At 55.9% G+C, this 26,492-nt stretch carries 23 protein-coding genes; 9 read left to right on the top strand and 14 right to left on the bottom strand.

The features are described from left to right. The first annotated feature begins 28 nt into the window (after positions 1–28). The 3 genes from zapG (at position 29) to degS (ending at position 3,125) form a co-directional block, all read left to right on the top strand. Entirely contained in the window at positions 29–427 is a 399-nt protein-coding gene (zapG, locus tag IM314_RS11455; RefSeq protein WP_010436126.1) for a Z-ring associated protein ZapG, read from the top strand. A 170-nt stretch (positions 428–597) separates the two neighbouring features. After that, complete coding sequence (gene degQ / locus IM314_RS11450; RefSeq protein ID WP_041907839.1) at positions 598–1,965, top strand: serine endoprotease DegQ; 1,368 nt, start codon at positions 598–600, stop codon at positions 1,963–1,965. Positions 1,966–2,057: 92 nt separating this feature from the next. Next, entirely contained in the window at positions 2,058–3,125 is a 1,068-nt protein-coding gene (degS, locus tag IM314_RS11445; RefSeq protein ID WP_028014593.1) for an outer membrane-stress sensor serine endopeptidase DegS, read from the top strand. A gap of 88 nt (positions 3,126–3,213) precedes the next feature. Here degS and mdh read toward each other — a convergent pair whose 3' ends face one another. Further along, positions 3,214–4,152 carry a malate dehydrogenase gene (gene mdh / locus IM314_RS11440; protein WP_028014594.1) on the bottom strand — a complete coding sequence of 313 codons (939 nt, stop codon included), beginning with the start codon at positions 4,150–4,152 and terminating at the stop codon, positions 3,214–3,216. Between the two features lie 397 nt (positions 4,153–4,549). Here mdh and argR point away from each other — a divergent pair, with 397 nt between their 5' ends. From argR to yhcN (IM314_RS11425), 3 genes are all read left to right on the top strand, one after another. Continuing rightward, on the top strand, positions 4,550–5,020 hold the full coding sequence (gene argR, locus IM314_RS11435; protein ID WP_008502836.1) for a transcriptional regulator ArgR: 471 nt from the start codon (positions 4,550–4,552) through the stop codon (positions 5,018–5,020). A gap of 375 nt (positions 5,021–5,395) precedes the next feature. Further along, a complete protein-coding gene (gene yhcN, locus IM314_RS11430) occupies positions 5,396–5,659 on the top strand; it encodes a peroxide/acid stress response protein YhcN (protein WP_014885423.1) in 264 nt (87 codons plus the stop codon). A gap of 109 nt (positions 5,660–5,768) precedes the next feature. Continuing rightward, the gene (yhcN, locus tag IM314_RS11425) at positions 5,769–6,035 is read left to right on the top strand and encodes a peroxide/acid stress response protein YhcN (RefSeq protein ID WP_028014595.1); all 267 of its coding nucleotides are present in this window, start codon (positions 5,769–5,771) and stop codon (positions 6,033–6,035) included. A 61-nt stretch (positions 6,036–6,096) separates the two neighbouring features. On the opposite strand, the gene IM314_RS11420 is transcribed toward yhcN (IM314_RS11425), so the two are convergent. From IM314_RS11420 to aaeX, 5 genes are all read right to left on the bottom strand, one after another. Beyond that, a complete protein-coding gene (locus IM314_RS11420) occupies positions 6,097–6,369 on the bottom strand; it encodes a barstar family protein (RefSeq protein WP_028014596.1) in 273 nt (90 codons plus the stop codon). 45 nt (positions 6,370–6,414) lie between these two features. Continuing rightward, the gene (locus IM314_RS11415) at positions 6,415–7,869 is read right to left on the bottom strand and encodes an NAD-dependent succinate-semialdehyde dehydrogenase (RefSeq protein ID WP_028014597.1); all 1,455 of its coding nucleotides are present in this window, start codon (positions 7,867–7,869) and stop codon (positions 6,415–6,417) included. Between the two features lie 89 nt (positions 7,870–7,958). After that, positions 7,959–9,926: a p-hydroxybenzoic acid efflux pump subunit AaeB gene (gene aaeB / locus IM314_RS11410; protein WP_193359021.1), complete on the bottom strand. Its 1,968-nt coding sequence runs from the start codon at positions 9,924–9,926 to the stop codon at positions 7,959–7,961. A 5-nt stretch (positions 9,927–9,931) separates the two neighbouring features. Continuing rightward, positions 9,932–10,864, bottom strand: a complete 933-nt coding sequence (gene aaeA / locus IM314_RS11405; protein WP_028014599.1) for a p-hydroxybenzoic acid efflux pump subunit AaeA — start codon at positions 10,862–10,864, stop codon at positions 9,932–9,934. Between the two features lie 7 nt (positions 10,865–10,871). Beyond that, positions 10,872–11,075 carry a p-hydroxybenzoic acid efflux pump operon protein AaeX gene (gene aaeX / locus IM314_RS11400; RefSeq protein WP_003860416.1) on the bottom strand — a complete coding sequence of 68 codons (204 nt, stop codon included), beginning with the start codon at positions 11,073–11,075 and terminating at the stop codon, positions 10,872–10,874. A gap of 179 nt (positions 11,076–11,254) precedes the next feature. On the opposite strand from aaeX, the gene aaeR reads away from it, so the two are divergent. Next, on the top strand, positions 11,255–12,181 hold the full coding sequence (gene aaeR / locus IM314_RS11395) for an HTH-type transcriptional activator AaeR (protein WP_028014600.1): 927 nt from the start codon (positions 11,255–11,257) through the stop codon (positions 12,179–12,181). A 217-nt stretch (positions 12,182–12,398) separates the two neighbouring features. Then, positions 12,399–13,013 carry a YagU family protein gene (locus IM314_RS11390; protein WP_193359022.1) on the top strand — a complete coding sequence of 205 codons (615 nt, stop codon included), beginning with the start codon at positions 12,399–12,401 and terminating at the stop codon, positions 13,011–13,013. Positions 13,014–13,059: 46 nt separating this feature from the next. On the opposite strand, the gene tldD is transcribed toward IM314_RS11390, so the two are convergent. From tldD to csrD, 8 genes are all read right to left on the bottom strand, one after another. Continuing rightward, entirely contained in the window at positions 13,060–14,505 is a 1,446-nt protein-coding gene (gene tldD / locus IM314_RS11385; protein ID WP_028014602.1) for a metalloprotease TldD, read from the bottom strand. An 84-nt stretch (positions 14,506–14,589) separates the two neighbouring features. Continuing rightward, positions 14,590–18,387, bottom strand: coding sequence for an AsmA2 domain-containing protein YhdP (gene yhdP / locus IM314_RS11380; RefSeq protein ID WP_193359023.1), 3,798 nt, complete (start codon positions 18,385–18,387; stop codon positions 14,590–14,592). Between the two features lie 42 nt (positions 18,388–18,429). Next, complete coding sequence (gene rng, locus IM314_RS11375; protein ID WP_008502847.1) at positions 18,430–19,899, bottom strand: ribonuclease G; 1,470 nt, start codon at positions 19,897–19,899, stop codon at positions 18,430–18,432. Continuing rightward, positions 19,889–20,482 carry a nucleoside triphosphate pyrophosphatase gene (locus IM314_RS11370; protein WP_041907832.1) on the bottom strand — a complete coding sequence of 198 codons (594 nt, stop codon included), beginning with the start codon at positions 20,480–20,482 and terminating at the stop codon, positions 19,889–19,891. Before IM314_RS11370 ends, rng begins: the two co-directional genes overlap by 11 nt. 9 nt (positions 20,483–20,491) lie before the next feature. Then, entirely contained in the window at positions 20,492–20,980 is a 489-nt protein-coding gene (mreD, locus tag IM314_RS11365) for a rod shape-determining protein MreD (protein WP_008502849.1), read from the bottom strand. Then, the gene (mreC, locus tag IM314_RS11360) at positions 20,980–21,996 is read right to left on the bottom strand and encodes a rod shape-determining protein MreC (RefSeq protein ID WP_028014605.1); all 1,017 of its coding nucleotides are present in this window, start codon (positions 21,994–21,996) and stop codon (positions 20,980–20,982) included. Before mreC ends, mreD begins: the two co-directional genes overlap by 1 nt. A gap of 61 nt (positions 21,997–22,057) precedes the next feature. Next, positions 22,058–23,101: a rod shape-determining protein MreB gene (gene mreB / locus IM314_RS11355; protein WP_000913396.1), complete on the bottom strand. Its 1,044-nt coding sequence runs from the start codon at positions 23,099–23,101 to the stop codon at positions 22,058–22,060. Between the two features lie 282 nt (positions 23,102–23,383). After that, positions 23,384–25,324, bottom strand: coding sequence for an RNase E specificity factor CsrD (gene csrD / locus IM314_RS11350; RefSeq protein WP_193359024.1), 1,941 nt, complete (start codon positions 25,322–25,324; stop codon positions 23,384–23,386). Positions 25,325–25,506: 182 nt separating this feature from the next. Between csrD and IM314_RS11345 the strand changes: the two genes are divergently transcribed. Further along, positions 25,507–26,481 (top strand): MDR family oxidoreductase, encoded by a 975-nt coding sequence (locus tag IM314_RS11345; protein ID WP_041907830.1) that lies wholly within the window; start codon positions 25,507–25,509, stop codon positions 26,479–26,481. Positions 26,482–26,492 lie beyond the last annotated feature (11 nt).

Below are 26,492 nucleotides of genomic sequence, written 5' to 3'. Positions count from 1 at the left end.
CGGAACAACAAGACAACGGGAGAAGTTCATGACCTGGGAATATGCGCTAATCGGTTTAGTCGTCGGCATCGTGATCGGTGCTGTGGCCATGCGTTTCGGCAACCGCAAATTGCGTCAGCAGCAGTCACTGCAGTACGAACTGGAAAAGAATAAAGCAGAGCTGGAAGAGTATCGCGAAGAGCTGGTCAGCCACTTTGCCCGTAGCGCTGAGCTGCTGGACAACATGGCGACCGACTACCGTCAGCTGTATCAGCATATGGCGAAAAGCTCCAGCAGCCTGCTGCCGGAAATGACCGCTGAGACTAACCCGTTCCGCAACCGTCTGGCCGACTCAGAAGCGGGTAACGATCAGGCTCCGGTTCAGATGCCACGCGACTACTCTGACGGCGCGTCCGGCCTGCTGCGCGGTGGCGCAAAACGCGATTAATCGCACAACATAAATATATTTTACGGGCGCATCTCTTGCGCCCGTCCTTTCTTCCCGTCCCCAGCTATTATTTAGTCAAACACCTCATTGTTCAGCGGTATAAAATTCAATAACATCATCATGATTTTGGGCCGTTCTTCTTTCATTCCAGGATACGAGAGTCAGCATCAATGAAGAAAAAAAACCAGCTGTTGAGCGCTATAGCGTTAAGTGTCGGGTTATCTCTCTCGGCGTCCTTCCCTGCCGGTGCGGCGCTGCCTTCGCAGGTGCCGGGACAGGCAGCCACTCCCAGCCTCGCGCCGATGCTGGAAAAAGTGTTGCCCGCGGTCGTGAGCGTTCAGGTAGAAGGCACGGCGGTTCAAAGCCAGCGCGTACCGGAAGAACTGAAAAAATATTTTGGCGATGAGTCCCCCAACCAGCAGGCTCAGCCTTTTGAAGGCCTGGGCTCTGGCGTCATCATTGATGCGGCTAAAGGCTATATCCTGACCAACAATCATGTTATCAGCCAGGCCGATAAAATCAGCGTCCAGCTGAACGATGGTCGTGAATTTGATGCCAAACTCATTGGCGGCGATGATCAGAGCGACATCGCGCTATTGCAGGTGCAGAACCCGAGCAACCTGACCCAGATTGCCATTGCGGATTCCGACAAGCTGCGCGTCGGTGATTTTGCCGTCGCCGTGGGCAATCCCTTTGGTTTAGGTCAAACCGCTACCTCCGGCATAGTCTCGGCGCTGGGACGCAGTGGCCTGAATCTGGAAGGTCTGGAAAACTTCATCCAGACCGATGCCTCAATCAACCGGGGCAACTCCGGCGGGGCTTTACTCAACCTTAACGGCGAGCTGATTGGCATTAACACGGCAATTCTGGCTCCGGGCGGCGGCAGCATTGGGATTGGCTTTGCGATCCCGAGCAATATGGCTAAAACGCTGGCGCAGCAGCTAATCCAGTTCGGCGAAGTCAAACGTGGACTGCTGGGTATTAAAGGCATGGAGATGAGCGCGGATATCGCGAAAGCGTTCAATATCAACGTGCAGCGCGGTGCGTTTGTCAGTGAAGTGCTGCCAAACTCCGGCTCGGCAAAAGCAGGCATCAAATCGGGCGATGTGATCGTCAGCCTTAACGACAAGCCGCTGAGCAGCTTTGCTGAACTGCGTTCGCGTATCGCCACCACCGAACCGGGGGCCAAAGTGAAGCTGGGCCTGATCCGTGACGGTAAGCCGCTGAACGTCGAAGTGACGCTGGATAAAAGCACCTCGTCCTCTGCCAGCGCGGAGCTTATCGCCCCGGCGCTGCAAGGGGCAACGCTAAGCGATGGGCAGTTGAAAGACGGTACGAAAGGCATTCGCCTGGACACCGTCGAGAAGAGCAGCCCTGCCGCGCAGGCTGGATTGCATCAGGAAGATGTCATCATTGGCGTGAACCGCAATCGCGTGCAGTCCATTGCCGAACTGCGCAAGGTGCTGGAGAGCAAACCGGCGGTCATTGCCCTGCAGGTCATGCGTGGCAATGAGTCTATCTACATTCTGTTGCGCTAAGCATTTGCGATCCCGGACATCACCGCTGCGTGTGATGTCCGGATAACTCATGTTATGCTGCAAATCGTTCCTTTTTTCACGACACGCGCATCATGCTTTTAAAGCTCTTACGTTCCATTGTCATCGGTTTGATTGTCGCAGGCCTGCTGCTACTGGCGATGCCGTCTTTGCGTCAGTTTAACAAGCTGTCTGCCCCCCAGTTCGACAGCACGGATGAAACGCCGGCGACCTATAACCAGGCCGTTCGCCGTGCCGCACCTGCCGTGGTTAACGTTTATAACCGCGGCCTCAACAGCTCAGCACATAACCAGCTTGAGATCCGCACCCTTGGCTCCGGGGTGATTATGGACGAGCGCGGCTACATTATTACGAACAAACACGTGATCAACGATGCCGACCAGATCATCGTCGCCCTGCAGGATGGCCGCGTGTTTGAGGCGTTGCTTGTGGGTTCAGACAGCCTGACCGATCTGGCCGTGCTGAAGATTAACGCCACGGGCGGATTGCCGGTCATTCCGATCAACCGTAAACGTACGCCGCACATCGGCGATGTGGTGCTGGCGATCGGTAACCCGTACAACCTGGGCCAGACCATCACGCAGGGAATTATCAGCGCGACCGGTCGAATTGGCCTCAACCCGTCAGGACGGCAGAACTTCCTGCAGACGGATGCGTCAATCAACCACGGCAACTCCGGCGGCGCGCTGGTCAACTCGCTGGGCGAACTGATGGGCATCAACACCCTCTCGTTCGATAAAAGCAACGACGGCGAGACGCCGGAAGGGATCGGCTTTGCTATTCCGTTCCAGCTGGCGACCAAGATTATGGATAAGCTGATCCGCGACGGACGCGTGATCCGCGGCTATATCGGTATCGGCGGGCGCGAAATTGCGCCAATGCATACTCAGGGCGGCGGTATCGATCAGATTCAGGGCATCGTCGTCAACGAGGTGGCACCGGGTGGCCCGGCGGCTAACGCGGGGATTCAGGTTAATGATGTCATCGTGTCGGTCAACGGCACGCCGGCAGTCTCTGCCCTGGAGACGATGGACCAGGTGGCCGAAATTCGCCCTGGCTCGATCATCCCTGTGGAAATCATGCGCAACGATAAGAAAATGACGCTGCACGTGACGATTCAGGAATACCCGGCAACAAATTAGCCCTATAAAAAAACCGAAGCACTTACTGGCTTCGGTTTTTTTGCCGGGTGGCGCTAACGCTTACCCGGCCTACGGGAGACACTTCGTTTTACTTGTTAACGAACTCTTCACCCAGAGTGATATCTTTCTTCAGCGTGTCTAGCATGCCTTCCATCGCGTTTTGCTCAAACGCGCTCAGCGTACCGATAGGCTTACGCTCTTCAATACCGTTTTTGCCCAGCAGCAGCGGCTGAGAGAAGAAGCGGGCATGTTCGCCGTCGCCTTCAACGTAAGCGCATTCAACAACGCCTTTCTCGCCCTGCAGGGCGCGAACCAGTGACAGACCGAAACGTGCAGCCGCCTGGCCCATAGACAGGGTTGCAGAACCGCCACCCGCCTTCGCTTCCACCACTTCGGTGCCCGCGTTCTGGATTCGTTTGGTCAGGTCAGCCACTTCCTGCTCGGTGAAGCTCACGCCCGGGATCTGGGACAGCAGAGGCAGAATAGTCACGCCAGAGTGGCCGCCGATAACCGGCACTTCCACTTCTGTTGGCTGTTTGCCTTTCAGCTCAGCAACGAAGGTGTTGGAACGGATGATATCCAGCGTGGTCACGCCGAACAGTTTGTTTTTGTCGTACACACCCGCTTTCTTCAGCACTTCGGCTGCGATAGCAACGGTGGTGTTCACCGGGTTAGTGATGATACCGATGCATGCTTTCGGGCACACTTCAGCGATCTGCTGCACCAGGTTTTTCACGATGCCCGCGTTGACGTTGAACAGGTCTGAACGATCCATGCCTGGCTTACGCGCCACGCCTGCAGAAATCAGGACCACGTCAGCACCCTGCAGCGCAGGACGCGCATCTTCACCGGAGAAGCCTTTGATTTTTACAGCGGTCGGGATGTGGCTCAGGTCAACCGCCACGCCTGGGGTTACCGGAGCAATATCGTACAGGGAGAGTTCTGAGCCTGAAGGCAGTTGGGTTTTCAGTAGTAGGGCAAGCGCCTGGCCGATACCACCAGCAGCGCCGAGGACTGCGACTTTCATCCTAAACTCCTTATTATGGTTAACTTAAGTATCTGTAAATCCGTTGCCGCGACCTTAAATCAGCATGTCTTTAATTACAATTTTCGAAGCTAAAGAATTTGAGGTCACACGACTTTATCTCTCACCAGAAAGCTATCTGACGACAGATGGCAACGAATTAAGAGGTGGTTACAATACACCCTGCCACGCCACCAAAACAACATCATTTTGATAACATTTAATTTACTTTTAAGCTTATTTGCGCGGCGTGACCCAGGCATGTTTTCTGATAACGAAATCTGATAAAATGACTCCCTTTCATAACATTATTTCAGCCTGCCGTTGAGCAGATAATTTGCATAAAAATTCATCCACATGCATAATAATGTTGTTTCTTTCGTCATATTCCGGGTGACTTATGCGAAGCTCGTCTAAGCAAGAAGAATTGGTAAAAGCGTTTAAGGCGCTACTTAAAGAAGAGAAATTCAGTTCTCAGGGAGAAATTGTTCAGGCGCTGCAGGAACAAGGCTTCGATAACATCAACCAGTCGAAAGTCTCCCGCATGTTAACCAAGTTTGGCGCGGTGCGTACCCGCAACGCCAAGATGGAGATGGTCTATTGCCTGCCGGCTGAACTTGGCGTGCCGACCACCTCCAGCCCGCTCAAGAATTTGGTTCTGGATATCGACTATAACGACGCCGTTGTGGTCATCCACACAAGCCCGGGTGCCGCGCAGCTGATTGCCCGCATGCTGGACTCGTTAGGAAAAACAGAGGGTATTCTCGGCACCATTGCCGGTGATGATACCATCTTTACCACCCCGGCTAGCGGTTTCTCCGTGAAGGATCTCCACGAAGCGATTCTGGTTCTGTTCGAACAGGAACTGTAATGCGTCCTCCCCCGTAGCGCCGCTGCGGGGATCATTCTGCTCTCGCATCATTTCCCCCTTTATTTCACTGCCCTTGCTTTGACGATTAGTGCTTTTTACCACTCATTAACATTCATCCAGTGAATAGCAACCCCGTAAATCGCACAAAAAATCAAAAAGCATTATCCCTATGATTTTCTTATAAATACCAGCACAAATTGCTCACAAAACACCCAACATTATGCAATTAGGTTATAAAAAAAAGCGTGTTTAACACGTAATAACAAGGGAAACCATTAGTCTGGTATTAATTTTTTACGTTATTAGTGTATACTTGATTTTGTGATGAGGGTCACGAAACAAGACCCCACTAAAAAATTCGACGAGGTAAGAATCATGAAAATCAAAACTACTGTAGCGGCGCTGAGCGTCCTGTCTGTCCTGTCCTTCGGTGCTTTCGCGGCTGACGCTATTAATGCTGACCAGGCGCAATCCCGTGAGGCAATCGGTACGGTTTCTGTCGGCGCTGTTGGCACGTCTCCAATGGACATGCATGAGATGCTGAACAAAAAAGCGGAAGAAAAAGGTGCGTCATCCTATCGCATTATCGAAGCACGTTCCGGTGACCACTGGCACGCTACCGCCGAGCTGTACAAATAAGTTTAAGTAATCACTGAAGACATAACTCTCCACTCAACGGCACCAGGCATAAAAATAGCAGTTCAACCCTTCTCGCCGTTGAGCAAAAACCTGTTCAGGAGTAAAGACTATGAAAACCAAATTGATCATCGCAACCCTGGGTCTGGCATCCGCTCTCTCTTTCGGCGCAAGCGCAGCCGTACAGCAAGTGAATGCCGATCAGGCACAAAATCTGCAGCCAATGGGCAGCGTCTCCGTAACGTCAGTCACCGGCTCCCCGATGGACATTCGTCAGGAACTTGCCGCCAAAGCTGAAAAAGCAGGCGCCAGCAGCTATCGCGTCACCGAACTGAATCAGGGTGACCACTGGCACGCCACGGCTGAACTGTATAAATAAACCCTCGTCGTATCTCATCATACGACTTGCCCCTGGCCTCGTGGTCAGGGGCTTTTTTCATTTAATGCCGCGCGTTAAAGCGAAGCTGTCCTTCAAGCTCTTCCTCCGCTTCATCGAAGAGTAATATCAGCGCGCCGAAACGTCTGCGCAGCTTATCGGGCAGATGGATAAACTCAATCTCCAGCGGTAGCGGCAGCATGCTGCCGGTGACCACGTCCCACAGCGTATCCAGATTGGTCACGCTTTCCCGTTCAAGATCAAACGCCCGGATAAATTCCCGATAAAAGTCTTCCTGACTGTCGATTTCGTCAAAATCAAAAGTATAGGTTTTCATTGCCAGCCACCCAGTCCAGGCGGGCGGCAGATGCCGCCCAGTCTATTATAATCCCCCGATATGCAGGGTTTTAACTTCCAGATACTCTTCCAGCCCCAGCACGGATCCCTCACGTCCAAGACCGGACTCTTTTACGCCGCCGAAAGGCCCCAGCTCGGTGGAAACGGCGCACTCGTTAATGCCAATCATCCCGCTCTCGATGGCCTGTGAAACGCGGAAAACCCGGGAAAGGTTCTGGGTGTAGAAGTAAGCTGCCAGCCCGTAAGGCGTGTTATTCGCACGCTGGATGACTTCATCTTCCGAGGTGAAGCGGAAACACGCCGCAACCGGACCAAACGTCTCTTCTTCTGCCAGCTTCATGCCTTCGTGACAGTCGCCCAGCACGGTTGGCATCCAGAAATTACCGCCCAGCGGATGGGGTTTGCCGCCCGCCAGCACGGTCGCCCCTCGTGTGACAGCATCTTCAACATGCTCACGGACCTTGTCGACCGCGGCGGATTCAATCAGCGGCCCGACGACGACGCCGTCCTCAAGGCCATTCCCCACCTTAAGGGCATTAACCGCATCTGCGAGCTTATTCACAAACTTGTCGTAGACGGTTTCCTGAATGTAGAAGCGGTTCACGCTGACGCAGACCTGCCCGGCATTGCGGAATTTATTGGCAATTGCGCCTTTTACCGCAGCCTCGATGTCGGCATCCTCAAAGACGATATACGGAGCATTTCCCCCCAGCTCCATCGAGACTTTTTTCATGGTTTCTGCGGCGTTGCGCACCAGCGTTTTGCCGACGGAGGTCGAACCGGTAAAGGAGATTTTACGCACGTCGTGGCTGGCCATGATCGCATCGCTGATTTCATGGGTATTTCCGGCCACCGCGTTGAGCACACCGTCGGGCACGCCCGCCTGTTTTGCCAGCGTCAGCAGCGCAAAGGCGCTGAGCGGCGTGTTATTGGCCGGTTTGATGACACCGGTACACCCGGCTGCCAGCGCCGGGCCTAGCTTGCGGGTGAGCATCGCCATCGGGAAGTTCCACGGCGTGATGGCCGCGACGACGCCGATGGGCTCACGGGTCGCCAGAATGCGCGAGCCGGGCTTGATTGGCGGAATAATTTCACCGTTCGCGCGCTTGGCCTCTTCGGCGAACCACTGGATAAAGCTGGCGGCATACTCCACTTCCCCTTCCGCCTCTTTCAGGGGCTTGCCCTGCTCGGTGGTCATTAACCGCCCGAGCCAGCTTTTATTTTCAATAATCAGTTCGTACCAGCGGTACAGAATCGCCGAACGCTCTTTCGCGGTTTTGGCACGCCATGCCGGGAAGGCTTTGGTGGCCGCTGCGATCGCTTCTTCGGTTTGCGCTTTCCCCGCTTTCGCAACTTTAGCGATGACCTCACCGGTCGCGGGGTTCAGCACATCAAACGTTGTGTCCAGCGTTTTCCAGATGCCGTCGACCAGATAGCCGGTCTGAAAAAGGGTGTTGTCCTGAAGCGCCTGAGTCGTCATGTGTCCTCCCTTCCTGAATGTAAGTACGTGCTGGAATAAGTATAGCCACAAAAAAACCGGCGCTTTTGGCGTCGGTTTTTTTACTTCAGTCAGTTATCCGTGAGGGCATTCTGGTAGCGATGCAGCATAAACACCAGCCGCCCTACCGGCTCGGTCACCTGTGGCGGCGCTTGCCAGTGCTTGAGTTTTTCCTGATAAATATCCAGTTCTTCAAGCAGTTGGGTAAAGTAACGACGGCGTTTGTCGTCACTGCTGGCGGAAAGCACATGGTCGGCGGTACGACGCAGCTGACGGTGGAAGGCCGAGAGATCGTCGTTGATCGGCACCGGCGCGTTGCGCAGACGCTGGTGCGCGATGATCATGGTTAACGCCAGGCGGAACTTCGCTATGTCGCCCGGGAACTTGTTCAGCAGTAAAAACAGCTGCTGGTAGAGCGCGGGCAGGTGGTTCTCTTTACGACGCGCGGTATTGGTAGTCATCGACGACACGGCAGCCGATACAAACTGGTTCAGCAATACGCGCCCCGTCCGCGCCTGCGAGTTATCCCGGACCAGCAGAATCACCATCATCGCCAGGAAGCAGCCCACCAGCTGACCCAGCGCGCTGTCGAGGAACTGGCTGAAGTGGAAGGTCATCGGGTTATCCAGCACGATGATGTTAATCGTACTCGCCAGCGCCCCCAGCGATCCCAGGCGGCGCTTTTGCACTTCAATGCCGATAAAGAACGCCATCACCGCCAGGCTAATACAGAGCAGCAGCATGCTCTGCTGCGTCGACGGGATGATGACCAGGAAATAGAGCGCGCCTATCGGCAGCGCGGCGATGGTGCCGTAGAGGAAATCAATGGCGACCATGCGCGGGTTAGGCAGACGCATCGCCAGTGCGGTCACGACGGCAATCATCACCATCGCGCCGCTGCCGGACGTCCAGCCCGTCCACAGCCAGAACAGCGTGCCGAGCATACAGGCAAGCGTGGTACGCCAGAAGTTGACCATCGCGTGATGGCGCTCGGCAGACTCCGCCTTGATCACCACTTCGCCCTGGAGCACCTCTTCTTCCGCCGCGCTGATTTTGGTGTTACCGATCACGCCGCGCTTAAGCAGCTGATAGCGCGTTGCGGCCCCAACCCAGGTGTAGATCGTCACCGGCGTCTCGCGCTCCCCGGTCCAGGCAATCACCCGGCGCATGCGCTTAAGCTGCTTATGCACGTCCTGTACGGTCTCTACCGGCTCGGCAAACAGCTCACGGAACGTGTCGGTGACCGATTCCGGGCGGGTGTTCTGGATAAGATAGGTTTCGCAGGCCTGGGTAATCAGCGTTAAGGAGACGGTATTCAGGGCTTTAAGGCGACGATTCGCCCGCGCCCAGCGAGACGACTCCATATTGAGGTTGCTGCGCATCCCTTCCAGCGCCTGCGTACGACGAACCAGCCCGCTCCAGGCTTTATCCACCTCTTCGCTGTCGCCGTGTTTAATGCACAGCTGCATCAGCTGGTACTGAGCAACGATCAGCGCGTCCAGCTCGCGATCCACCTCTTGCTTGATCGAGCGCGGGGAGAAAAGCAGGTCAGCCACGATCGCGCAGACAATACCAATCACAATCTCGCTGCAGCGCTCCACGGCAAACTGCGGCGCGAGCAGCGGTTCGCTTTGGATGGTGATGACAATGATCAGCGCGGTATAGCCCGCCAGCCCCCAGGCGTAGGAGTTCTCCACTTTTACCAGAGACGAGACCCAGGTGCAGAAGCCTGCCCAGATGCAGCACACCATTAGCATCAGCAGCGGCGTGCGGATCATCAGAATAATAATGGTCAGCGCCGCGAAACAGCCGATAAACGTCCCGATGATACGCAGCATCCCGCGATAGCGGATCGCACCAGAGTAGGGTTCTCCACCCGCGGCGAAGGCAGGGCCCGCCGCGACAATCGCGGCGGTCAGCACCGCCCAGCGAGGGGTTTCAAGCTGGAAGTGGAAGCCAACGAACAGCGCCAGCACGATGGCGCACGCCAGCTTCACGGCGAAGCGAATGTGCTGACTGGCGATGGAAAAGATACCCATGGCGATTAACCAAACTCGCGCAGGCGATGGGCAATTTTACGGAAGAGGGAATCCTGGCTGGCATCCCGATCTTTTTCTCCGGTGATCACCACCGTCGCCGTGGTACCCGCTGGCCACAGGTTGCCCTGCTGCTCATCCAGATGAATACGTACCGGCACGCGTTGCGCCAGACGCACCCACTCCAGGTTAGAATCCACCGTCGCCATCCCTTTGGCATCGTTAGAGCTGCTGGAGTTGGTTACCCCTGCGGCAACGCTGTCGACGGTACCTTTAAAGACGCGGTTGCTGCCAAGCGGCGTGACTTCTGCGCGATAACCCGGACGAACGCCCTCCAGCTTGGTCTCTTCCATATAGGCGAGCACGTAGAAGGAGTTCTGTTTAACCAGCGCCACGGCGGTTGAGCCACGGGTGATAAACTCCCCGGCATAGACGTTCAGGTTGGTCACCCAGCCATCGGCCGGCGCGCGGATCACGGTACGCTCCAGGTCGAGCTTCGCCAGATCGCGCGTTGCCTGCGCTTTCGCTAACTGGTGCAGCACGGTTTGCAGCACGTTGTTGGACTGGTCAATCTCTTCGCGGGACATGGCCTGAACGCCCAGCTGGTTACGACGGCCTGCCTCTCGGCGTTTCTCTGCGGCCAGCGCCTGGTAATAGGCCACGTCTGCTTCTGCTTCCTCCAGCGCCTTCTGGTAACGAGGCTGGTCGATGGTGAACAGGACCTGATCTTTCTTCACCAGCTGGTTATCGTGAACGTTAACCGCCGTGATAAGGCCGGCCACGTCGGGGGCAATTGCCACCACATCGGCGCTAAAGCGCGCGTCACGCGTCCACGGTGATTCGGTGTAATAAACCCAGGCGCGAAAAATAGCGATGAACGCGAGGATAACCAGCGCCATGGTAATGGCGGTGCGGGAGATTTTTCTTGTTAGCGTTTTCACATCAACCTCAGACAAACATGCGCGATATCAGGTAAAACAGGCAGCAATACAGCGCGGTATTGAACAATGCAGGGTGCCAGACGAAATCGTAGATCCCAGTCGGGACCAGCACCTTGCGCACCAGCCAGAAGATCGCCAGTGATAAAAGAAGCTCGAAAAATATCGGTGGGAACGACAGACCGAACACCACGATAACGGGAAACAGACTCATGTTGACCTTGATAAGAGAGAGTGCAGGCTTCAGAATTTTTTAGCGCACGCCATCGCAGGAGAGCTAGAAACGCAGGGCGAGAATGGCGCAGCCGTTATGTAATTAATAATATATTAACGTAACTGTTATGTTGTTATCTATCATATGTGATCTAAATCACTTTTAAGCCAGAGTGAACAATGGAACGTTTAAAACGCATGTCCGTCTTCGCCAAAGTGGTTGAACTCGGCTCATTTACCGCCGCTGCGCGCCAGCTTCAGATGAGCGTCTCATCCATCAGCCAGACGGTGTCCAAACTGGAAGATGAGCTTCAGGTTAAGCTGCTCAACCGCAGCACCCGCAGCATCGGGTTGACGGAAGCCGGTAAAATTTACTATCAGGGCTGTCGCCGCATGCTGCATGAAGTGCAGGATGTTCACGAACAACTCTATGCCTTTAACAACACGCCCATCGGCACGCTGCGTATAGGGTGTTCTTCAACTATGGCACAAAATGTTCTCGCTGCCATGACGGCGGACATGCTGAAAGAGTACCCTGGGCTTACCGTCAATCTGGTGACGGGCATCCCTGCCCCAGACCTGATCGCCGATGGTTTAGACGTGGTGATCCGCGTTGGCGCGTTGCAGGACTCCAGCCTGTTCTCGCGTCGCCTCGGGAGCATGCCGATGGTGGTCTGTGCCTCGAAGAGCTATCTGGCGCAGTACGGTGTGCCGGAGAAACCTGCCGATCTCGCTAACCACTCCTGGCTGGAGTACAGCGTCCGCCCCGATAATGAATTTGAACTGATTGCTCCGGAAGGGATCTCCACCAGGCTGCTGCCGGAAGGCCGGTTCGTCACCAACGATCCGATGACCATTTCGCGCTGGCTGGTGGCCGGCGCCGGGATCGCCTACGTGCCGCTGATGTGGGTGATCAATGAGATCAACAGCGGCGTGCTGGAGATCCTCTTCCCGCGCTATCAGTCCGATCCACGCCCGGTCTACGCTCTGTATACCGAGAAGGACAAGCTGCCCCTCAAAGTACAGGTGTGTATTAACTATCTGACCGACTATTTTGTCGACGTAGCAGAGCTGTTTCAGGGAATGCGCGGAAGAAGAAAGGAATAAGTAATTAATTTCTGAAATATCCGCGCCATTAATATTACAGGATGAAGCCGGCCTTCATCCAGGAATATTCTTTAGCTTCTATCAGGAATAGCGAATTGACACTGCCGCCGCCTGCCCTTTACCTTATAAACAGTCTGGCATTCAGACTGTTATTATTTTGTTGCTGATTTGAATAATAAAATGTATTTCGCAGGATGACGTTAAACAAGGAAACGAAATGAATCTATTTGAACAAACACCGCCGTCACGCAGGCGCTACGGACTCGCCGCGTTCATTGGCTTAATTGCAGGAATTGTCTCCGCGTTTGTCAAATGGGGAGCCGAGATACCACTCCCGCCACGCAGTCCCACCGATTTATTTACCGGCGCATGCGGCCCTGAGCAATTAATAAGAGCCGCAGGCCAAATAGATTGCTCTCGCAATTTTTTAAATCCACCCTATGTTTTTTTACGCGACTGGCTGGGCGTAGTTGATCCTAACGCAGCAGTTTATACCTTTGCCGGACATATATTTAACTGGGTCGGCGTCACGCATATTATTTTCTCAATCGTCTTCGCGGTTGGGTATTGTGTCGTTGCTGAAGTCTTCCCGAAAATTAAACTCTGGCAGGGTTTGCTGGCGGGTGCATTGGCACAGCTTTTTGTTCACATGCTCTCCTTCCCGCTGATGGGGCTGACGCCACCGCTGTTTGATCTGCCCTGGTATGAACACGTGTCAGAGATCGTGGGTCATCTGGTCTGGTTCTGGTCGATCGAAATCATTCGACGTGACTTGCGTAACCGCATTACTCACGAGCCGGATCCGGAGATCCCGCTGGGTAACTTACGTTAAAAAAATGGCGCTACATCTGTAGCGCCATTTTTTATGTTTGCTCAGGTCAGGCCGTGCCGCCCACCGTCAGATTATCCACTTTCAGCGTTGGCTGACCCACACCAACCGGCAGGCTCTGGCCTTCTTTACCGCAAACACCCACGCCGTTATCCAGCTTCAGATCGTTACCGACCATGGAAATCTGCTGCATCGCTTCAATGCCGGAGCCAATCAGGGTCGCGCCCTTCACCGCTTTGGTCACTTTGCCCTTCTCAATCAGGTACGCTTCTGAAGTCGAGAAGACAAACTTACCGGATGTGATATCCACCTGGCCGCCGCCAAAGTTTGGCGCAAAGATACCGTAATCCACGGATTCGATAATCTCCTGCGGCGTGGATTTGCCCGGCAGCATATAAGTGTTGGTCATGCGCGGCATCGGCAGGTGCGCGTAAGATTCACGGCGGCCGTTACCCGTTGGCGCTACGCCCATCAGGCGCGCGTTGAGTTTGTCCTGCATGTAGCCTTTCAGAACGCCGTTTTCGATCAGCACGTTGTACTGGCCTGGCGTACCTTCATCGTCGATAGAAATCGAGCCGCGGCGGTCAAGCATGGTGCCATCATCTACTACGGTGCAAAGCTCAGAGGAGACGAGCTGTCCGATCTGGCCGCTGAACACGGACGTCCCACGACGGTTAAAATCGCCTTCCAGACCGTGGCCCACCGCTTCGTGCAGCAGCACGCCCGGCCAGCCTGCGCCCAGCACCACCGGGAATGTCCCGGCCGGCGCCGCAACAGCATTAAGATTCACCAGCGCCATGCGCACGGCTTCTTTAGCCCACGCGTCAGCGCGCGCTTCGCCGTCAACATCACCCAGGAACCAGTCATAGCCGAAACGACCGCCGCCGCCGCTTGAGCCGCGCTCGCGTTTGCCGTTGTCATCGACCTGCACGCTGATGGAGAGACGCACCAGCGGACGCACATCGGCCGCGAGCGTACCGTCCGTTGCCGCCACCAGAATCAGTTCATACACACCGCTCAGGCTGGCGGAAACTTCCTGAACACGTTTGTCGGCAGCGCGCGCCACTTTGTCCACGCGGCGCAGGATGTCCAGCTTCTCTTCGCGGCTCATGCTCTGCAGCGGGTCGATGCTGGTATAAAGCGCGGAGTGCTGCACTTCACCCAGGGTTTTCACGCGACCGTCGCCGGCATCGCGCACAATGGTACGCGCGGCCTGCGCGCTCTGCTCAAGCGCGGCCAGGCTAATCTGGTCGGCATAGGCAAAACCGGTTTTTTCGCCGCTGATGGCTCGCACGCCGACGCCCTGGTCAATGTTATATGAGCCATCTTTGATGATGCTGTCTTCTAAAACCCAGGATTCGTGATAGCTCGACTGGAAATAGAGATCGCCGTAGTCGAGACGGCGTTCGGTCAGTTGACCAAGAATGGAGAACAGGTCCTGATGGCTCAGGCCGTTCGCTGCGAGCAAATGTTCACTTACCAGGTTCAGACTCATAGTATTGCTACTCGTTCGTTGCCGCCCGTGGCGGTATAAAGATCGTATTTATTGAGAGTGAGGCAATTACCAGCCCACGTCAAATCATTGCTGTGCATCTTTGCGCGGCTGGCGCAGCACCTCGTTAATCTGCGGTTTATCCACCGGACCGGTAATGCGGTAGCGCAGAATGGAGACCTTGCTCCACAGCGGCCCCAGCACTTTACTGGCGGCAAACACCGCCGCACCGACAATCGGGTTAACCACAAAGGCCGCCGCCACGCCCACGCTGGCGGAAATTTCCGGCGCCACCACGGCTTCCATATCCAGCTCGCGACGCACGAGGTTGACTGAGCCTTTCATGGCGATGTCCGCTTCCAGCCCATCCACCAGCGTGTCGTCCGTGTGCAGAACGCCGTCCTTGATCCACGCCGTACTGCGGATGGAATCGTAATAGAAACCTTCGCTGAAGGTGTCGCTGAAATCGAAGCGCAGCTTGCGCAGCAGCGCATCAAAGCTGAGGAGGCGCAGGATCTGCCCGGCGCGCCCCGTGCTCACGTCGGCGATTTCACCTTTGCCAAAGTGTGTTTTCAGAATACCGTTCAGTGACGCTTCGTCCGGTGTCCACGGCGCGGCACGCCAGTGAAGATCGTAATTAACGTTAAACGAGGAGCCGCGCAGCGGCGTGCTGATGCCAAAGAAGTTGGCTGCCGCATCCAGCTTGTTGCCTTTAATGTCGCCCTTCAGAGACGTGCGCTGCTCGCCCGGGTTATTCACCCACTCTCCACCCGCCGTCATGCGGCCAAAGCCGGTGTCGATCAATCCGCCGGAGAGCTTGAGCGTATTCCCCTGGATGGCAAAATCACCGTCGATACGGCCATATTTTTGCCCCCACAGCCAGCACTCCGCGCAGCGCAGCTGCAGATCGGGCCAGCCGCTAAAATCGACGCGAGTAGTATTACTCAGCGGCGATGTATTCGCCGGTTTATCTTTACTCGCAGCAGCCGGGTTGTAGTAGAGATAGCGGATCGCTGCCTGCCACGGCGCGTTATTGCGCATGGTCAGCGTGCCGTTGATTTCCCGGCCCTGCGCCTCTACTTTTGAGCCGTTAGCGGTTGGCTGGGAGACAATGCTCAGATTGTTCCACTGCTGTCCGCCCAGCATCAGCGACGGCGTGCGTACGGTAATGGTCTGCGGGAACTGGGCGGCCTCATCAACGTTTTGCCCAACGCCTTTCTGGAACAGCGCCAGCCACTCTGCGCCGTCCATCGGCGGGAGATTCAGCTCAACGCCCGCATGCTCAGGCAACGGCGGCGTGGTTTTGCTGTCCGTCGTCCAGATGGCTTTGTCGAGGGTAAGCTTGCGGTTAAGCAGCCAGCGGCTGTTAAAGTGGTTTGTTCCGCCCGCGCTTCCGGTCAGCGCGAAGCTGTCCAGATTGCCATCCACGTTAAGCTTCACCGGCAGCGGCTGTCCGGCCTGTTTATCCAGCGGCGCAGGCAGCTGGCTTTGAAGATTCTTCAGGTCACCCGTAATGTCGACCTTATAGTGTGCACCCGCGTGATAAGGCAGGTCGATTGCCACTTTGCCCTGCCAGGCGACCGCGCCCGCTACTGACGCCTCAATCGGCTTCGGCAGGACGTCCATACGCGACGGCTGCCAGTTGCCGTCCAGATTAACGGCCACCTGATAAGCCTTTTGCCCCTCGGCTGTAGAGAAGTCGATATTCACCGGCTGATTAAACCAGCTGGCGGTCAGCGGCTCGCTTTTCAAATTACCGTTCACAAAGCTGAACTGTCCGCTGAGGTCTTTCAGGGTGCTATCAAGCGGTTTAATGTACAGGCTGTTGTTCTTCAGACGGACGTCACCTTTGGCGGTGGTCATTTCACCGTCCAGCGGGATATCCAGATGTAAGCGAGCATTCACATCGCCATCGAGCTGGAGCTGCTGAAGGGTCGCCGCCAGCGACTCTTTGAGTGGCGTCTCCTCAAAGTACGGCCCCACCGCTTTCCCCGGGCCGTTGATGTCGGCATCAATCAGCAGCTTCTCTTTTGAGTAGTCCGGGATGTTGGCCGTCAGGTTGCTGGCCGTTACGCCTCCCAGCGCAACGCTGTCCGCCTTCATCCATAATCCGTCGTTGAGGAAGTTAAGCTCGATATCCAGGTTTTTCAGCGCGGGCCAGCCCGGCTGGAACGCGAAGGTGGCGTCGTGCAGCGGCACCAGCACCTGGAACTGCCCCTCATTATGTTTGTACGGGAAAAGATGCGGGTTACCGCCGTAGACCAGCGTGGCGTTTTCCGCCTGACCGCCCTGAATTGCGCCGCTCAGATAGTCGACCAGCGCTTTACCCATCAGATTTTCCGGGAAATAGCGCCAGGCCTGAGAACCGTCATCGGTACTGATCCCGGCCAGAATGCCCAGCCACGGTTCGTCACCCTGCGGCTGTAAATAGCGGAAGTCACCCCGCGCGTGTACCGCTTTGGCTTTGACGTCGATATGGCGACCATCAAGCTGGAAGCCCTTATCGTTACGGAGCCAGTTAAGCACCGCGCTGCCCTGCTCAATTTCCAGCGGCGCGCGGAAGACCGTCTCGTAAGGCATTTTAGCGTTGTGCATATCGGCCGTGAGCCTGCCGTTCTCCACGCTGCCTTCCAGCTTGCCGCTGAAATGCTCCGCGCCCGGCAGCATCTTCCACTGCTTCCAGGCAAGATCTTTCCATGTTGCCTGGAAACGGGTTTTTTCCGTCGCCTGAAGCGGGATATCCAGCGCCAGAGAATCAATTTTTCCGCTCGGCTGCGTTGCCAGCCAGATCTCGCCCAGGTCCGGAGAGAGCTTTGCCGCCATGGAGCGCAGGCCTTCAATGGACGCCAGATCCAGGTTACTGGCGCGGATGCGCAGCTCATCGCTGCGTTTACTCGCCGCGCCGCCCACGTCCTGCTCCGGCATCCAGGCCAGCGTCAGCGCACCGCGCGGCCACGCCTTGCCGTCCATCGTGATGCGCGTATCCGGGATGGCGAACTGCCAGCCCTCTTTTTCCTGCGTCACGTGCGCGGTGAGGTTATCGACGGAAAGCTGATGCTGCTGTCTTTCACCCTTCCAGCTCGCGCCCCCTTGCTTCAGCCAGATATCGCCGCTGGCAAATTTCCCTTTCGTCAGAGTCATCCAGCCCTCAAGGCTGAAACGGACGGTTTCCAGCTGCATGTTTTGCTGCAGCCAGTCGCCGAGCCAGGGCTTTACATCCACATCGTCGGCCTGCAGCCAGACTTTGCCGTTGTTTAACAGGCCGTCATCGTCACGCAAGTCCATACGCACCTGCATGACGCCGTGCTGGCCGTTCAGGCTGGAAAGATTGACCTGCCCCTCGGCGCGGTGTCGATCCTTGCCGTTAAGCCAGGTCAGCTGCGGGATCGCCAGTTCGGCGCGCTGGCCAGAAAGGGTAATAAAGCTCACTTCGCTGTCGCGCAGATCGAAATGATCGAACTGGCGGAGGAAGAGATCGCTGAAGCGGTTGGCTTCCAGGCCCTGATTGTTATCACCGCCCGTCAGCGGCGTATTGGTCAGAAACTGGAGTTGATAAAAGGTGAGATCGCGAAACTGCCAGCGCAGATGCAGCAGGCTTTGCCAGACGTCCAGCGCCAGGGTTACGCGTTTGATTTTGAGATGACCGCCATCTTTCAGGCTGGCGTTGATGTCACGGACATCCAGCGTCGGGCCAAAATTCTGCCAGCTGGCGCTAACCTGGCTTACGTCGACCGGCACGCCGGTGGTGGATTCGATTTTCGCCAGCAGCTGCGGACGCCAGCTGTCCAGATGCGGTAAAACGAGGCGTAGCCCGCTCACGAGCAACGCGACAATCACGACCAGCGTTGCCCCTGTAAGCACTAAAATCCCCGGCAATCGCCTCACGCATCTCTCCTTGTCAGCTTTCGTCACGCAGCGTACTGCGTTTTACATCATTACGACGTCAAACTGCTCCTGGTTATAGAGCGGTTCAATTTGTACTTTTACCTGTTTGCCGACAAAGATTTCCACTTCCGCCAGCGCGTGCGACTCTTCGCCTTTCAGGGCTTCAGCCACCGCAGGGGAAGCATAGACCAGAAAACGGTCTGAGTCGTAGGCATGATGGACACGGACAATTTCACGCATGATCTCGTAGCAGACCGTCTCCACCGTCTTTACCGTTCCGCGTCCATGGCAGGTTGGACACTCATTACACAGGACATGTTCCACGCTTTCGCGGGTCCGTTTCCGGGTCATTTCCACCAGGCCGAGCTGCGAGAAGCCATTGATGCTGGTCTTCACGCGATCTTTACTCAGCGCCTGTTCCAGCGAGTGCAGCACGCGACGACGATGGTCTTCATTACTCATATCGATAAAGTCGATGATGATAATGCCGCCGAGGTTGCGCAGACGAAGCTGACGCGCAATCGCCTGCGTGGCTTCGATGTTGGTGTTGAAGATGGTGTCGTCCAGATTGCGATGACCGACAAACGCGCCGGTGTTGATATCGACGGTGGTCATCGCTTCGGTCTGATCGATGATCAGATAGCCGCCGGACTTCAGTTCGACCTTACGCTCCAGGGCTCGCTGGATCTCGTTTTCGACATCATAGAGATCGAAGATCGGCTGACGCCCGGTGTAATGCTCCAGCAGGCCCGGCATTTCCGGGATGTATTCAGCGGTAAACTCCAGCAGCGCTTCATATGTCAGGCGAGAGTCCACGCGGATGCGGTCGAGCTGCGCGTCGGCAAAATCACGCAGCACGCGCTGCGCAAGCGCCAGCTCACCGTACAGCTGGTAGCGAGTCTGGTTGCGTTTTTTACGCTCCATCACTTTGGTCCAGACGCGCTTCAGGTAAGCCGCATCCGACGCCAGGTCTTCTTCGCTGATCCCTTCTGCAGCGGTACGGATAATAAACCCGCCCTGTTCATCGCAGTAGGCGCTGACCACTTTCTTCAGCCGCTCGCGCTCGCTTTCGCTCTCAATACGCTGCGAAACGCCCACGTGTGACGCGCCGGGCATAAAGACCAGATAGCGGGAAGGTAAGGTAATGTCGGTGGTCAGACGGGCACCTTTGGTGCCAAGGGGGTCTTTCACCACCTGCACCATTAAGTCCTGGCCCTGACGCACCAGCTCGGAAATGTCGCGCACGGCAAACTGCTTTTGCTCTTCGCCCGCGACGCACTCGGTGTGCGGCATGATGTCGGAGGCATGTAAAAATGCCGCCTTATCCAGTCCAATATCTACAAAAGCCGCCTGCATACCCGGCAGTACACGACTGACACGACCTTTGTAGATATTGCCTACTATTCCGCGCCGCGCTTCACGCTCAATATGAATTTCCTGAAGAATGCCACCGTCAATATAGGCCACACGGGTTTCCGATGGCGTTACGTTTACCAACAATTCAGCCGTCATAATTATCCCTTCCCTCACGCAGTGAGTTAAAATTGCTCAGCAACTCATACGTTTCCACCAGCGGTAAGCCGACTACGGCGTGATAGCTGCCATTAATCTTCCTGACAAAACAGCCACCCAACCCTTGAATACCGTATGCACCTGCTTTATCCATCGGTTCACCGCTGGCAATATAAGCGGCGATCTCGTCGTCGGTAATCACTCTGAACGTGACATCCGTAACCACCAGGCAATCCAGCACGTGCTGGCTGTCCGCCAGCGCGACGGCCGTCATCACCTGGTGCGTTTGCCCGGACATCTTGCGCAGCATGCGCGCCGCATGGCCGGCGTCATGCGGTTTCTCGAGGACTTCACCGTTAAGGATAACGATGGTATCTGCTCCCAGCACGGGCAGATCGCGCGGCACACAGGCCACGCCCGCCTGCGCTTTCTCGCGTGCCAGACGAGACACGTACTGCTGAGCACTTTCGCCCTCAGCACGTTTTTCTTCAATGCCGGTCACGATGCGTTCAAAAGAGACCCCTAACTGCGTCAGGAGTTCCTGACGGCGCGGGGAGCCGGAAGCAAGATACAGAGACGTCATAGAAACCTTTTATTGCACAGCAAACTGCTGGCGAACCTTACGCATCAGCAGGAATAGCCACGGCCAGAGCACACCGTTTACTACACTACTCCAGAACACTTCCGGTCGGAAAGAGACGTTGATCACTAAAAACTCTGCCCAGAAAACAACGATATCCGCAGCAAGCGACAACAGCATCACGACCAGGGCCTGTTGCCAGAGCGCGAGGTTACGGAAGAGCTGGAATTTCAGTGCGACGAGGTACGCAATAATGCTCATGGACAGGGCGCGCACGCCCAGCGTAGAGCCACTAATGAGATCCAGTATGGCACCCATCACAAAACCCGTGCCGACATTTACGCGATGCGGCAGGGCAAGGATCCAGTAAAGTAAAATGAGCAAGACCCAGTTTGGCCGGAAAACGAGAATGTTATCCGGCCAGGGCATAATCTGCAGCAACAGTGCAATGAGGAACGAGAGCCAGATGACCCAGCGTCCCTGGCTACGATAGCTTGCCACTACTGCCCTCCCGAAGAGAGTTTAGGCGGTGGCGGCGCATCAGGCTGCGGCTGCGTTAACCCGGTTGCCGGCGCAGGCACGGGCGCAGGCGGCCCCATAGAGTCCGCTGGCGGAAGAACCTGCGGCATCATCTGCATCAGGCGTTCGTTCGCCACGCGATGCACCTCTTCAGGCGTCATCGGGTTAGCACCGTTACGATCGGCCCCCCAGAGCAGCAGCAGGTAGCGCAGACGCTGTAAACCGGCGGTTGGACGGGCCTGAATCACGGTGTATGCACGCTGCGTATCCAGCTTAACCGAAGAGACCACCGCAACCGGGTAACCTTCAGGGAAGCGTCCACCGAGACCGGACGTCACCAGCACGTCGCCGACACGGATGTCCGTGTTAGCAGGCAGATGTTCCAGCTGCAGATCGTCCGTGCAGCCGTTACCGGCCGCAATCACGCGGATATCGTTACGCAGGACCTGGATCGGCAGTGCGTGGGTGGCGTCGCAAATCAGCAGCACGCGGCTGGTCAGTTTGGCGACGGCAACGACCTGGCCTACTACGCCCTTATCACTGATGACGGGCTGACCTTCATACACCCCGTTCACGCTCCCTTTGTCGATCACAACCTGATCGCTGTAAGGGTCGTTCACGGTGGAGATCACCTGGGTAACCATCTTCTGCTCGTCCTGACGCAGCGGCGAGCCGAGCAGTTCACGCAGACGCGCGTTTTCCTGCTTGTATTGCCCCAGCATCAGCAGTTCGCTGTTTTTCAGCAGCAATTCCTGGCGTAATGCCCGGTTTTCAAGTTCGAGCTGGTCTCGTGAAGACAGCGTTTGAGAAACGGAGTCGAGCAGTTCACGGGGACCATTTGATATAAAGTAGAAAGGACTGACGGCGGTATCCATGTACGTTCGGATCTGGCTGAACGTACCGAGGCGGCTATCGGCAATAATGACGCCAAGCGCAACCAGAACCGCCAGAATGAGGCGAAACTGTAGCGATGGGCCACGGCTAAAAATTGGCTTCATAGGCTATGCGTATTCTCGTGTCAGAGAGAAAGGGTAGCGATTCGCTACCCTTTCACCATGACTACTCTTCGCTGAACAAGTCGCCGCCGTGCATGTCGATCATTTCCAGCGCCTTGCCACCACCGCGGGCGACGCAAGTCAGTGGATCTTCTGCAACTACGACAGGAATACCTGTCTCTTCCATCAACAGGCGGTCGAGGTTACGCAGCAGCGCACCACCACCGGTCAGAACCATACCGCGCTCGGAGATGTCAGACGCCAGCTCTGGTGGGCACTGTTCCAGCGCAACCATTACCGCGCTCACGATGCCCGTCAGTGGTTCCTGCAGTGCTTCCAGAATTTCGTTGGAGTTCAGGGTAAAGCCGCGTGGAACACCTTCCGCCAGGTTACGGCCACGCACTTCGATCTCACGCACTTCATCGCCCGGATATGCAGAACCGATTTCGTGTTTGATACGCTCTGCGGTGGCTTCACCGATCAGAGAGCCGTAGTTACGGCGCACGTAATTGATGATGGCTTCATCGAAGCGGTCACCACCGATACGTACGGAGGAGGAGTACACCACGCCGTTCAGCGAGATAACGGCCACTTCAGTGGTACCACCACCGATATCCACCACCATAGAACCGGTGGCTTCAGAAACTGGCAGACCTGCACCGATTGCCGCAGCCATTGGCTCTTCAATCAGGAACACTTCACGTGCGCCTGCACCCTGGGCAGATTCACGGATTGCGCGACGTTCTACCTGGGTTGCGCCAACCGGCACACACACCAGAACACGCGGGCTTGGGCGCATGAAGCTGTTGCTGTGAACCTGCTTGATGAAGTGCTGAAGCATTTTTTCAGTCACGAAGAAATCAGCGATAACGCCGTCTTTCATTGGGCGAATAGCGGCGATGTTGCCAGGGGTACGACCCAGCATCTGCTTCGCGTCATGACCCACTGCGGCCACGCTTTTCGGCGAGCCTGCACGATCCTGACGAATGGCCACAACAGAAGGCTCATTCAATACGATGCCTTGTCCTTTTACATAAATAAGGGTATTCGCGGTACCCAGGTCAATGGACAGGTCATTGGAAAACATGCCACGAAATTTTTTCAACATACTAAGGGATAATCCTGAAAGCTGGGGCGGAAAACAAAATCCGCTTACTTTACCAACCACACGCAGCAGCGACAAGGCGCAAAAATCATCTGCAACGGTGAAAATTTGTGCAGTACGTTTCCTGTTGTTACAAATTCATCCCCTGACTCCCTCAGGGCTGAGTAAACAGTCGTGTTCCTCACTGATATTTGTAACTCATTAAAGGTCGTTCACTGGCTTTTTGCTCGACATACTCAAAGCTACAGGCGCGATATTCTACGTGAAAACAACGTAAACGGCAGGTCAAACAGAGTATCTTTGCAAATATTTTTTCACGTTGGTGTCAAGCGGCTGAGAGGCGGCAAAAAAATCGCCCTGACCGCCCGTCACTCCGCGCTCTGTTAACATCTGCCATTCGCCTCTGGAGCGCACGCCTGCGGCAAATACCTGTGTTCGCGTTCCCTTACACGCTTCAACCAGACTCTGAACCAGCAGCTGGTTTTCCGTGCGCTTCTCAATATTCCTTACCAGCCCCGGATGTAGCTTTAATAGCTCCACATCCAGATCCTTGATCCAGCTGGTACTGACCAGCGTTAAACCCGCCTGCGTTACCGCGACACGGGCACCGAGCGCGTTGATCAAACGGACCACCGGACGCAACCGGCTGATGTGTTGACCCACATCCGCCTCAGCAAGTTCAAAAATAATGCGTTTGCGTTGCGATTTTTCGCATTGCATTAATGTATCACGCAGCCAGCGCTGAAAACGCGGGCGTATTAATGACTCAACGGTAACCTGTAACGCCAGATTCTCTTCAGGCCAGAATGATAAAAATGGAATCAAGCGTGTAATTTGCTGGCGGTCATACTCTTCGGAGAGCCCAAATTGCAGAACCATCGGCAGATATTCCGCAGAAATAACCTCTTCCGTCCCGTCGAAAATACGGCACATCAATTCCCGGTGGTGGACAAAACCGTTCTTCATGACCGCCGGTTTTTGATAAATACGCGGCCCGCCGCGACTCAGCATTTGCTCAATCAAAGTACGCCAGCGCACGTTTCCACGCCCTTTTTCAGGCAGCGAATCATCATAGACTGCCCATCCGTTCGCCCCTTGCAATACCGCGTTGCGGGTGGCCGCTTCCGCATGCTCCATCACCTGCTCTGTCGACTGTCCGCCGCGCCAGGCGCAAATCCCCATATGGACCATATCGTCTCTGTCGAGCATTTTGCTCTGCGGCAGCGCGTCGACGGCCTTAAGTAGCTGGCTGGCAATGCTTTCTGATTCCTTCAACGTGCGATGCGGAAGCAATACGGCAAAGTCGCTGCGGTGGTAGCGGGCCAGCAGCGCCCCCGGATAGCGCATAATAAAGGTGGAGAGCAGGTTGATCAGCGTAAAGAGATTTTCTTCCGCCGCCCGCTGCCCCCATGTGTCGCGCAGCAGATCGAAATCGGGCAGGCGAATCATCATCACCACCCCGTGCGTGCCCACTTTTTCCGGGTCGTCGAGCAGCGTGGCGAGTTGATTGTCAAAGAAAAGGCGGTTGTTAAGGCCGGTTTTATTATCCTGCGCGGCATAAGAGCGGATCAGCGTATCCATTCGGCTGCGCTGGTCGCTGGCAAACTGGATCTCTGAGAGCAGCGTATCCAGCGCGCTGCTGGCGCGTGAGGGCCATTCATGGACCGAGCCGCGAACCTGCGGGCCGCGTTCACCGTTCAGGATACGCACGGAGCGGATCTCCAGCAGTTCCTGGCCTGAAAGCTGGCGGCGCAGCCAGCGGACCGCGAGAAAAATCAGCAAAATAATGAAGGCGACGGCAACAGTAAGCGGCGCGGTGGTCATCATAGAACGGAAATAGCTGGCCATCGGATCGAGGTAGACCATGTGTATGGTCATCCCCGGATTTTTGAGGGAGTGCACCGTTACTTCCCGATACTGGCTCACCACGCCCGCAGGTCGATAGCTGTCCTGTCGTTCATGGCTTAAAACCGGATGCTTTCCCTGCTGGATGTCGACCTGAATAATATCAACCGGCACCATCAACTCATCCAGCTCCCGGGATAGCTCAGGAAGTGGAGTGGTCAGCAGACGCGTATCAATGACCGACGCAACGGACTGCACCCGGTTGACCAGTTTGTCCTGAATGGCGTTATAAAAGCTCAGAGAGCAACCAAGAAGCGTGACAAAGATGGTAAGCCCCGTCAGCAGGGTGATAAAAGCCGAGAACTTCGTCGTTAATCGCATCCTTGAGATTACTCCGTGGGTTGATGGGGTAGCGAGTAAGCGCTAACTTGCATTTCAAATGCGGCATACTACCAAACCTGGCGTATCTGGCAATTTATTGCGTTAAATCGGCATTGCTTTACCCTGAGCGAGTATAGTCTTCAGGAACTCTTTTCCAATCATCTGAGCCGTGAGGACCCCGTATGCAGGCTTTAATCTTAGAACAGCAGGACGGCAAAACGCTTGCCTCAGTACAGGCCGTAGAAGAGACTCGCCTGCCGGAAGGCGACGTCACCGTCGACATCGACTGGTCCAGTTTAAATTATAAAGATGCGCTGGCGATCACCGGCAAGGGTAAAATCATCCGAAATTTCCCTATGGTGCCGGGTATTGATTTTGCTGGCCGGGTTCATAGCAGCGAAGATCCCCGTTTTCATGCGGGCCAGCAGGTGCTGCTCACCGGCTGGGGCGTGGGCGAAAATCACTGGGGCGGGCTGGCAACGCAGGCGCGTGTGAAGGGCGACTGGCTGGTGCCTATGCCGAAAGGCATAGATGGCCGCAAAGCGATGATCGTTGGTACCGCAGGCTTTACCGCCATGCTGTGCGTGATGGCGCTGGAAGAGGCGGGTGTTCGCCCCGAGTCGGGTGAAATTGTTGTGACCGGGGCCAGCGGTGGCGTGGGCAGCACGGCGGTCACGCTGCTGCACAAGCTGGGTTATCAGGTTGCGGCGGTTTCCGGCCGTGAAAGCACGCATGATTATCTGCGCCAGCTCGGCGCCAGCCGCATTCTTGGCCGCGATGAGTTTGCCGAGACCCGCCCGCTGGAAAAACAGGTCTGGGCAGGTGCGGTGGATACCGTCGGTGATAAAGTGCTGGCAAAAGTCCTGGCGCAGATGAACTACGGCGGCTGCGTGGCAGCCTGCGGCCTGGCGGGCGGATTTGCCCTGCCAACGACCGTCATGCCATTTATTCTGCGTAACGTCCGCCTGCAGGGCGTGGATTCCGTGATGACGCCTGCGGCTCGCCGTGCAGAGGCATGGGAGCGTCTGGTGCGCGATTTGCCGGAATCGTTCTATACCCAGAGCGCTACCGAAATTACGCTCAGCCAGGCACCTGAATATGCCAGTAAGATCATGGATAACCAGTTCCACGGCCGCGCGCTGGTGAAAATCGCCTAATCTTCAAATTT

Origin of the sequence: Enterobacter cloacae complex sp. P42RS (assembly GCF_014930595.1) — a bacterium.
Lineage (GTDB): Bacteria > Pseudomonadota > Gammaproteobacteria > Enterobacterales > Enterobacteriaceae > Enterobacter > Enterobacter bugandensis.
Note: the sequence above shows the minus strand (reverse complement) of the source record. Positions and strands in the feature narration are given on the sequence as shown.

Excerpts from the sequence above, each read along its gene's own strand:
- zapG (WP_010436126.1), top strand. The coding sequence starts at position 29 with ATGACCTGGGAATATGCGCTAATCGGTTTAGTCGTCGGCATCGTGATC.
- degQ (WP_041907839.1), top strand. The coding sequence starts at position 598 with ATGAAGAAAAAAAACCAGCTGTTGAGCGCTATAGCGTTAAGTGTCGGG.
- degS (WP_028014593.1), top strand. The coding sequence starts at position 2,058 with ATGCTTTTAAAGCTCTTACGTTCCATTGTCATCGGTTTGATTGTCGCA.
- mdh (WP_028014594.1), bottom strand. The coding sequence starts at position 4,152 with ATGAAAGTCGCAGTCCTCGGCGCTGCTGGTGGTATCGGCCAGGCGCTT.
- argR (WP_008502836.1), top strand. The coding sequence starts at position 4,550 with ATGCGAAGCTCGTCTAAGCAAGAAGAATTGGTAAAAGCGTTTAAGGCG.
- yhcN (WP_014885423.1), top strand. The coding sequence starts at position 5,396 with ATGAAAATCAAAACTACTGTAGCGGCGCTGAGCGTCCTGTCTGTCCTG.
- yhcN (WP_028014595.1), top strand. The coding sequence starts at position 5,769 with ATGAAAACCAAATTGATCATCGCAACCCTGGGTCTGGCATCCGCTCTC.
- IM314_RS11420 (WP_028014596.1), bottom strand. The coding sequence starts at position 6,369 with ATGAAAACCTATACTTTTGATTTTGACGAAATCGACAGTCAGGAAGAC.
- IM314_RS11415 (WP_028014597.1), bottom strand. The coding sequence starts at position 7,869 with ATGACGACTCAGGCGCTTCAGGACAACACCCTTTTTCAGACCGGCTAT.
- aaeB (WP_193359021.1), bottom strand. The coding sequence starts at position 9,926 with ATGGGTATCTTTTCCATCGCCAGTCAGCACATTCGCTTCGCCGTGAAG.
- aaeX (WP_003860416.1), bottom strand. The coding sequence starts at position 11,075 with ATGAGTCTGTTTCCCGTTATCGTGGTGTTCGGTCTGTCGTTCCCACCG.
- aaeR (WP_028014600.1), top strand. The coding sequence starts at position 11,255 with ATGGAACGTTTAAAACGCATGTCCGTCTTCGCCAAAGTGGTTGAACTC.
- IM314_RS11390 (WP_193359022.1), top strand. The coding sequence starts at position 12,399 with ATGAATCTATTTGAACAAACACCGCCGTCACGCAGGCGCTACGGACTC.
- tldD (WP_028014602.1), bottom strand. The coding sequence starts at position 14,505 with ATGAGTCTGAACCTGGTAAGTGAACATTTGCTCGCAGCGAACGGCCTG.
- rng (WP_008502847.1), bottom strand. The coding sequence starts at position 19,899 with ATGACGGCTGAATTGTTGGTAAACGTAACGCCATCGGAAACCCGTGTG.
- IM314_RS11370 (WP_041907832.1), bottom strand. The coding sequence starts at position 20,482 with ATGACGTCTCTGTATCTTGCTTCCGGCTCCCCGCGCCGTCAGGAACTC.
- mreC (WP_028014605.1), bottom strand. The coding sequence starts at position 21,996 with ATGAAGCCAATTTTTAGCCGTGGCCCATCGCTACAGTTTCGCCTCATT.
- mreB (WP_000913396.1), bottom strand. The coding sequence starts at position 23,101 with ATGTTGAAAAAATTTCGTGGCATGTTTTCCAATGACCTGTCCATTGAC.
- csrD (WP_193359024.1), bottom strand. The coding sequence starts at position 25,324 with ATGCGATTAACGACGAAGTTCTCGGCTTTTATCACCCTGCTGACGGGG.
- IM314_RS11345 (WP_041907830.1), top strand. The coding sequence starts at position 25,507 with ATGCAGGCTTTAATCTTAGAACAGCAGGACGGCAAAACGCTTGCCTCA.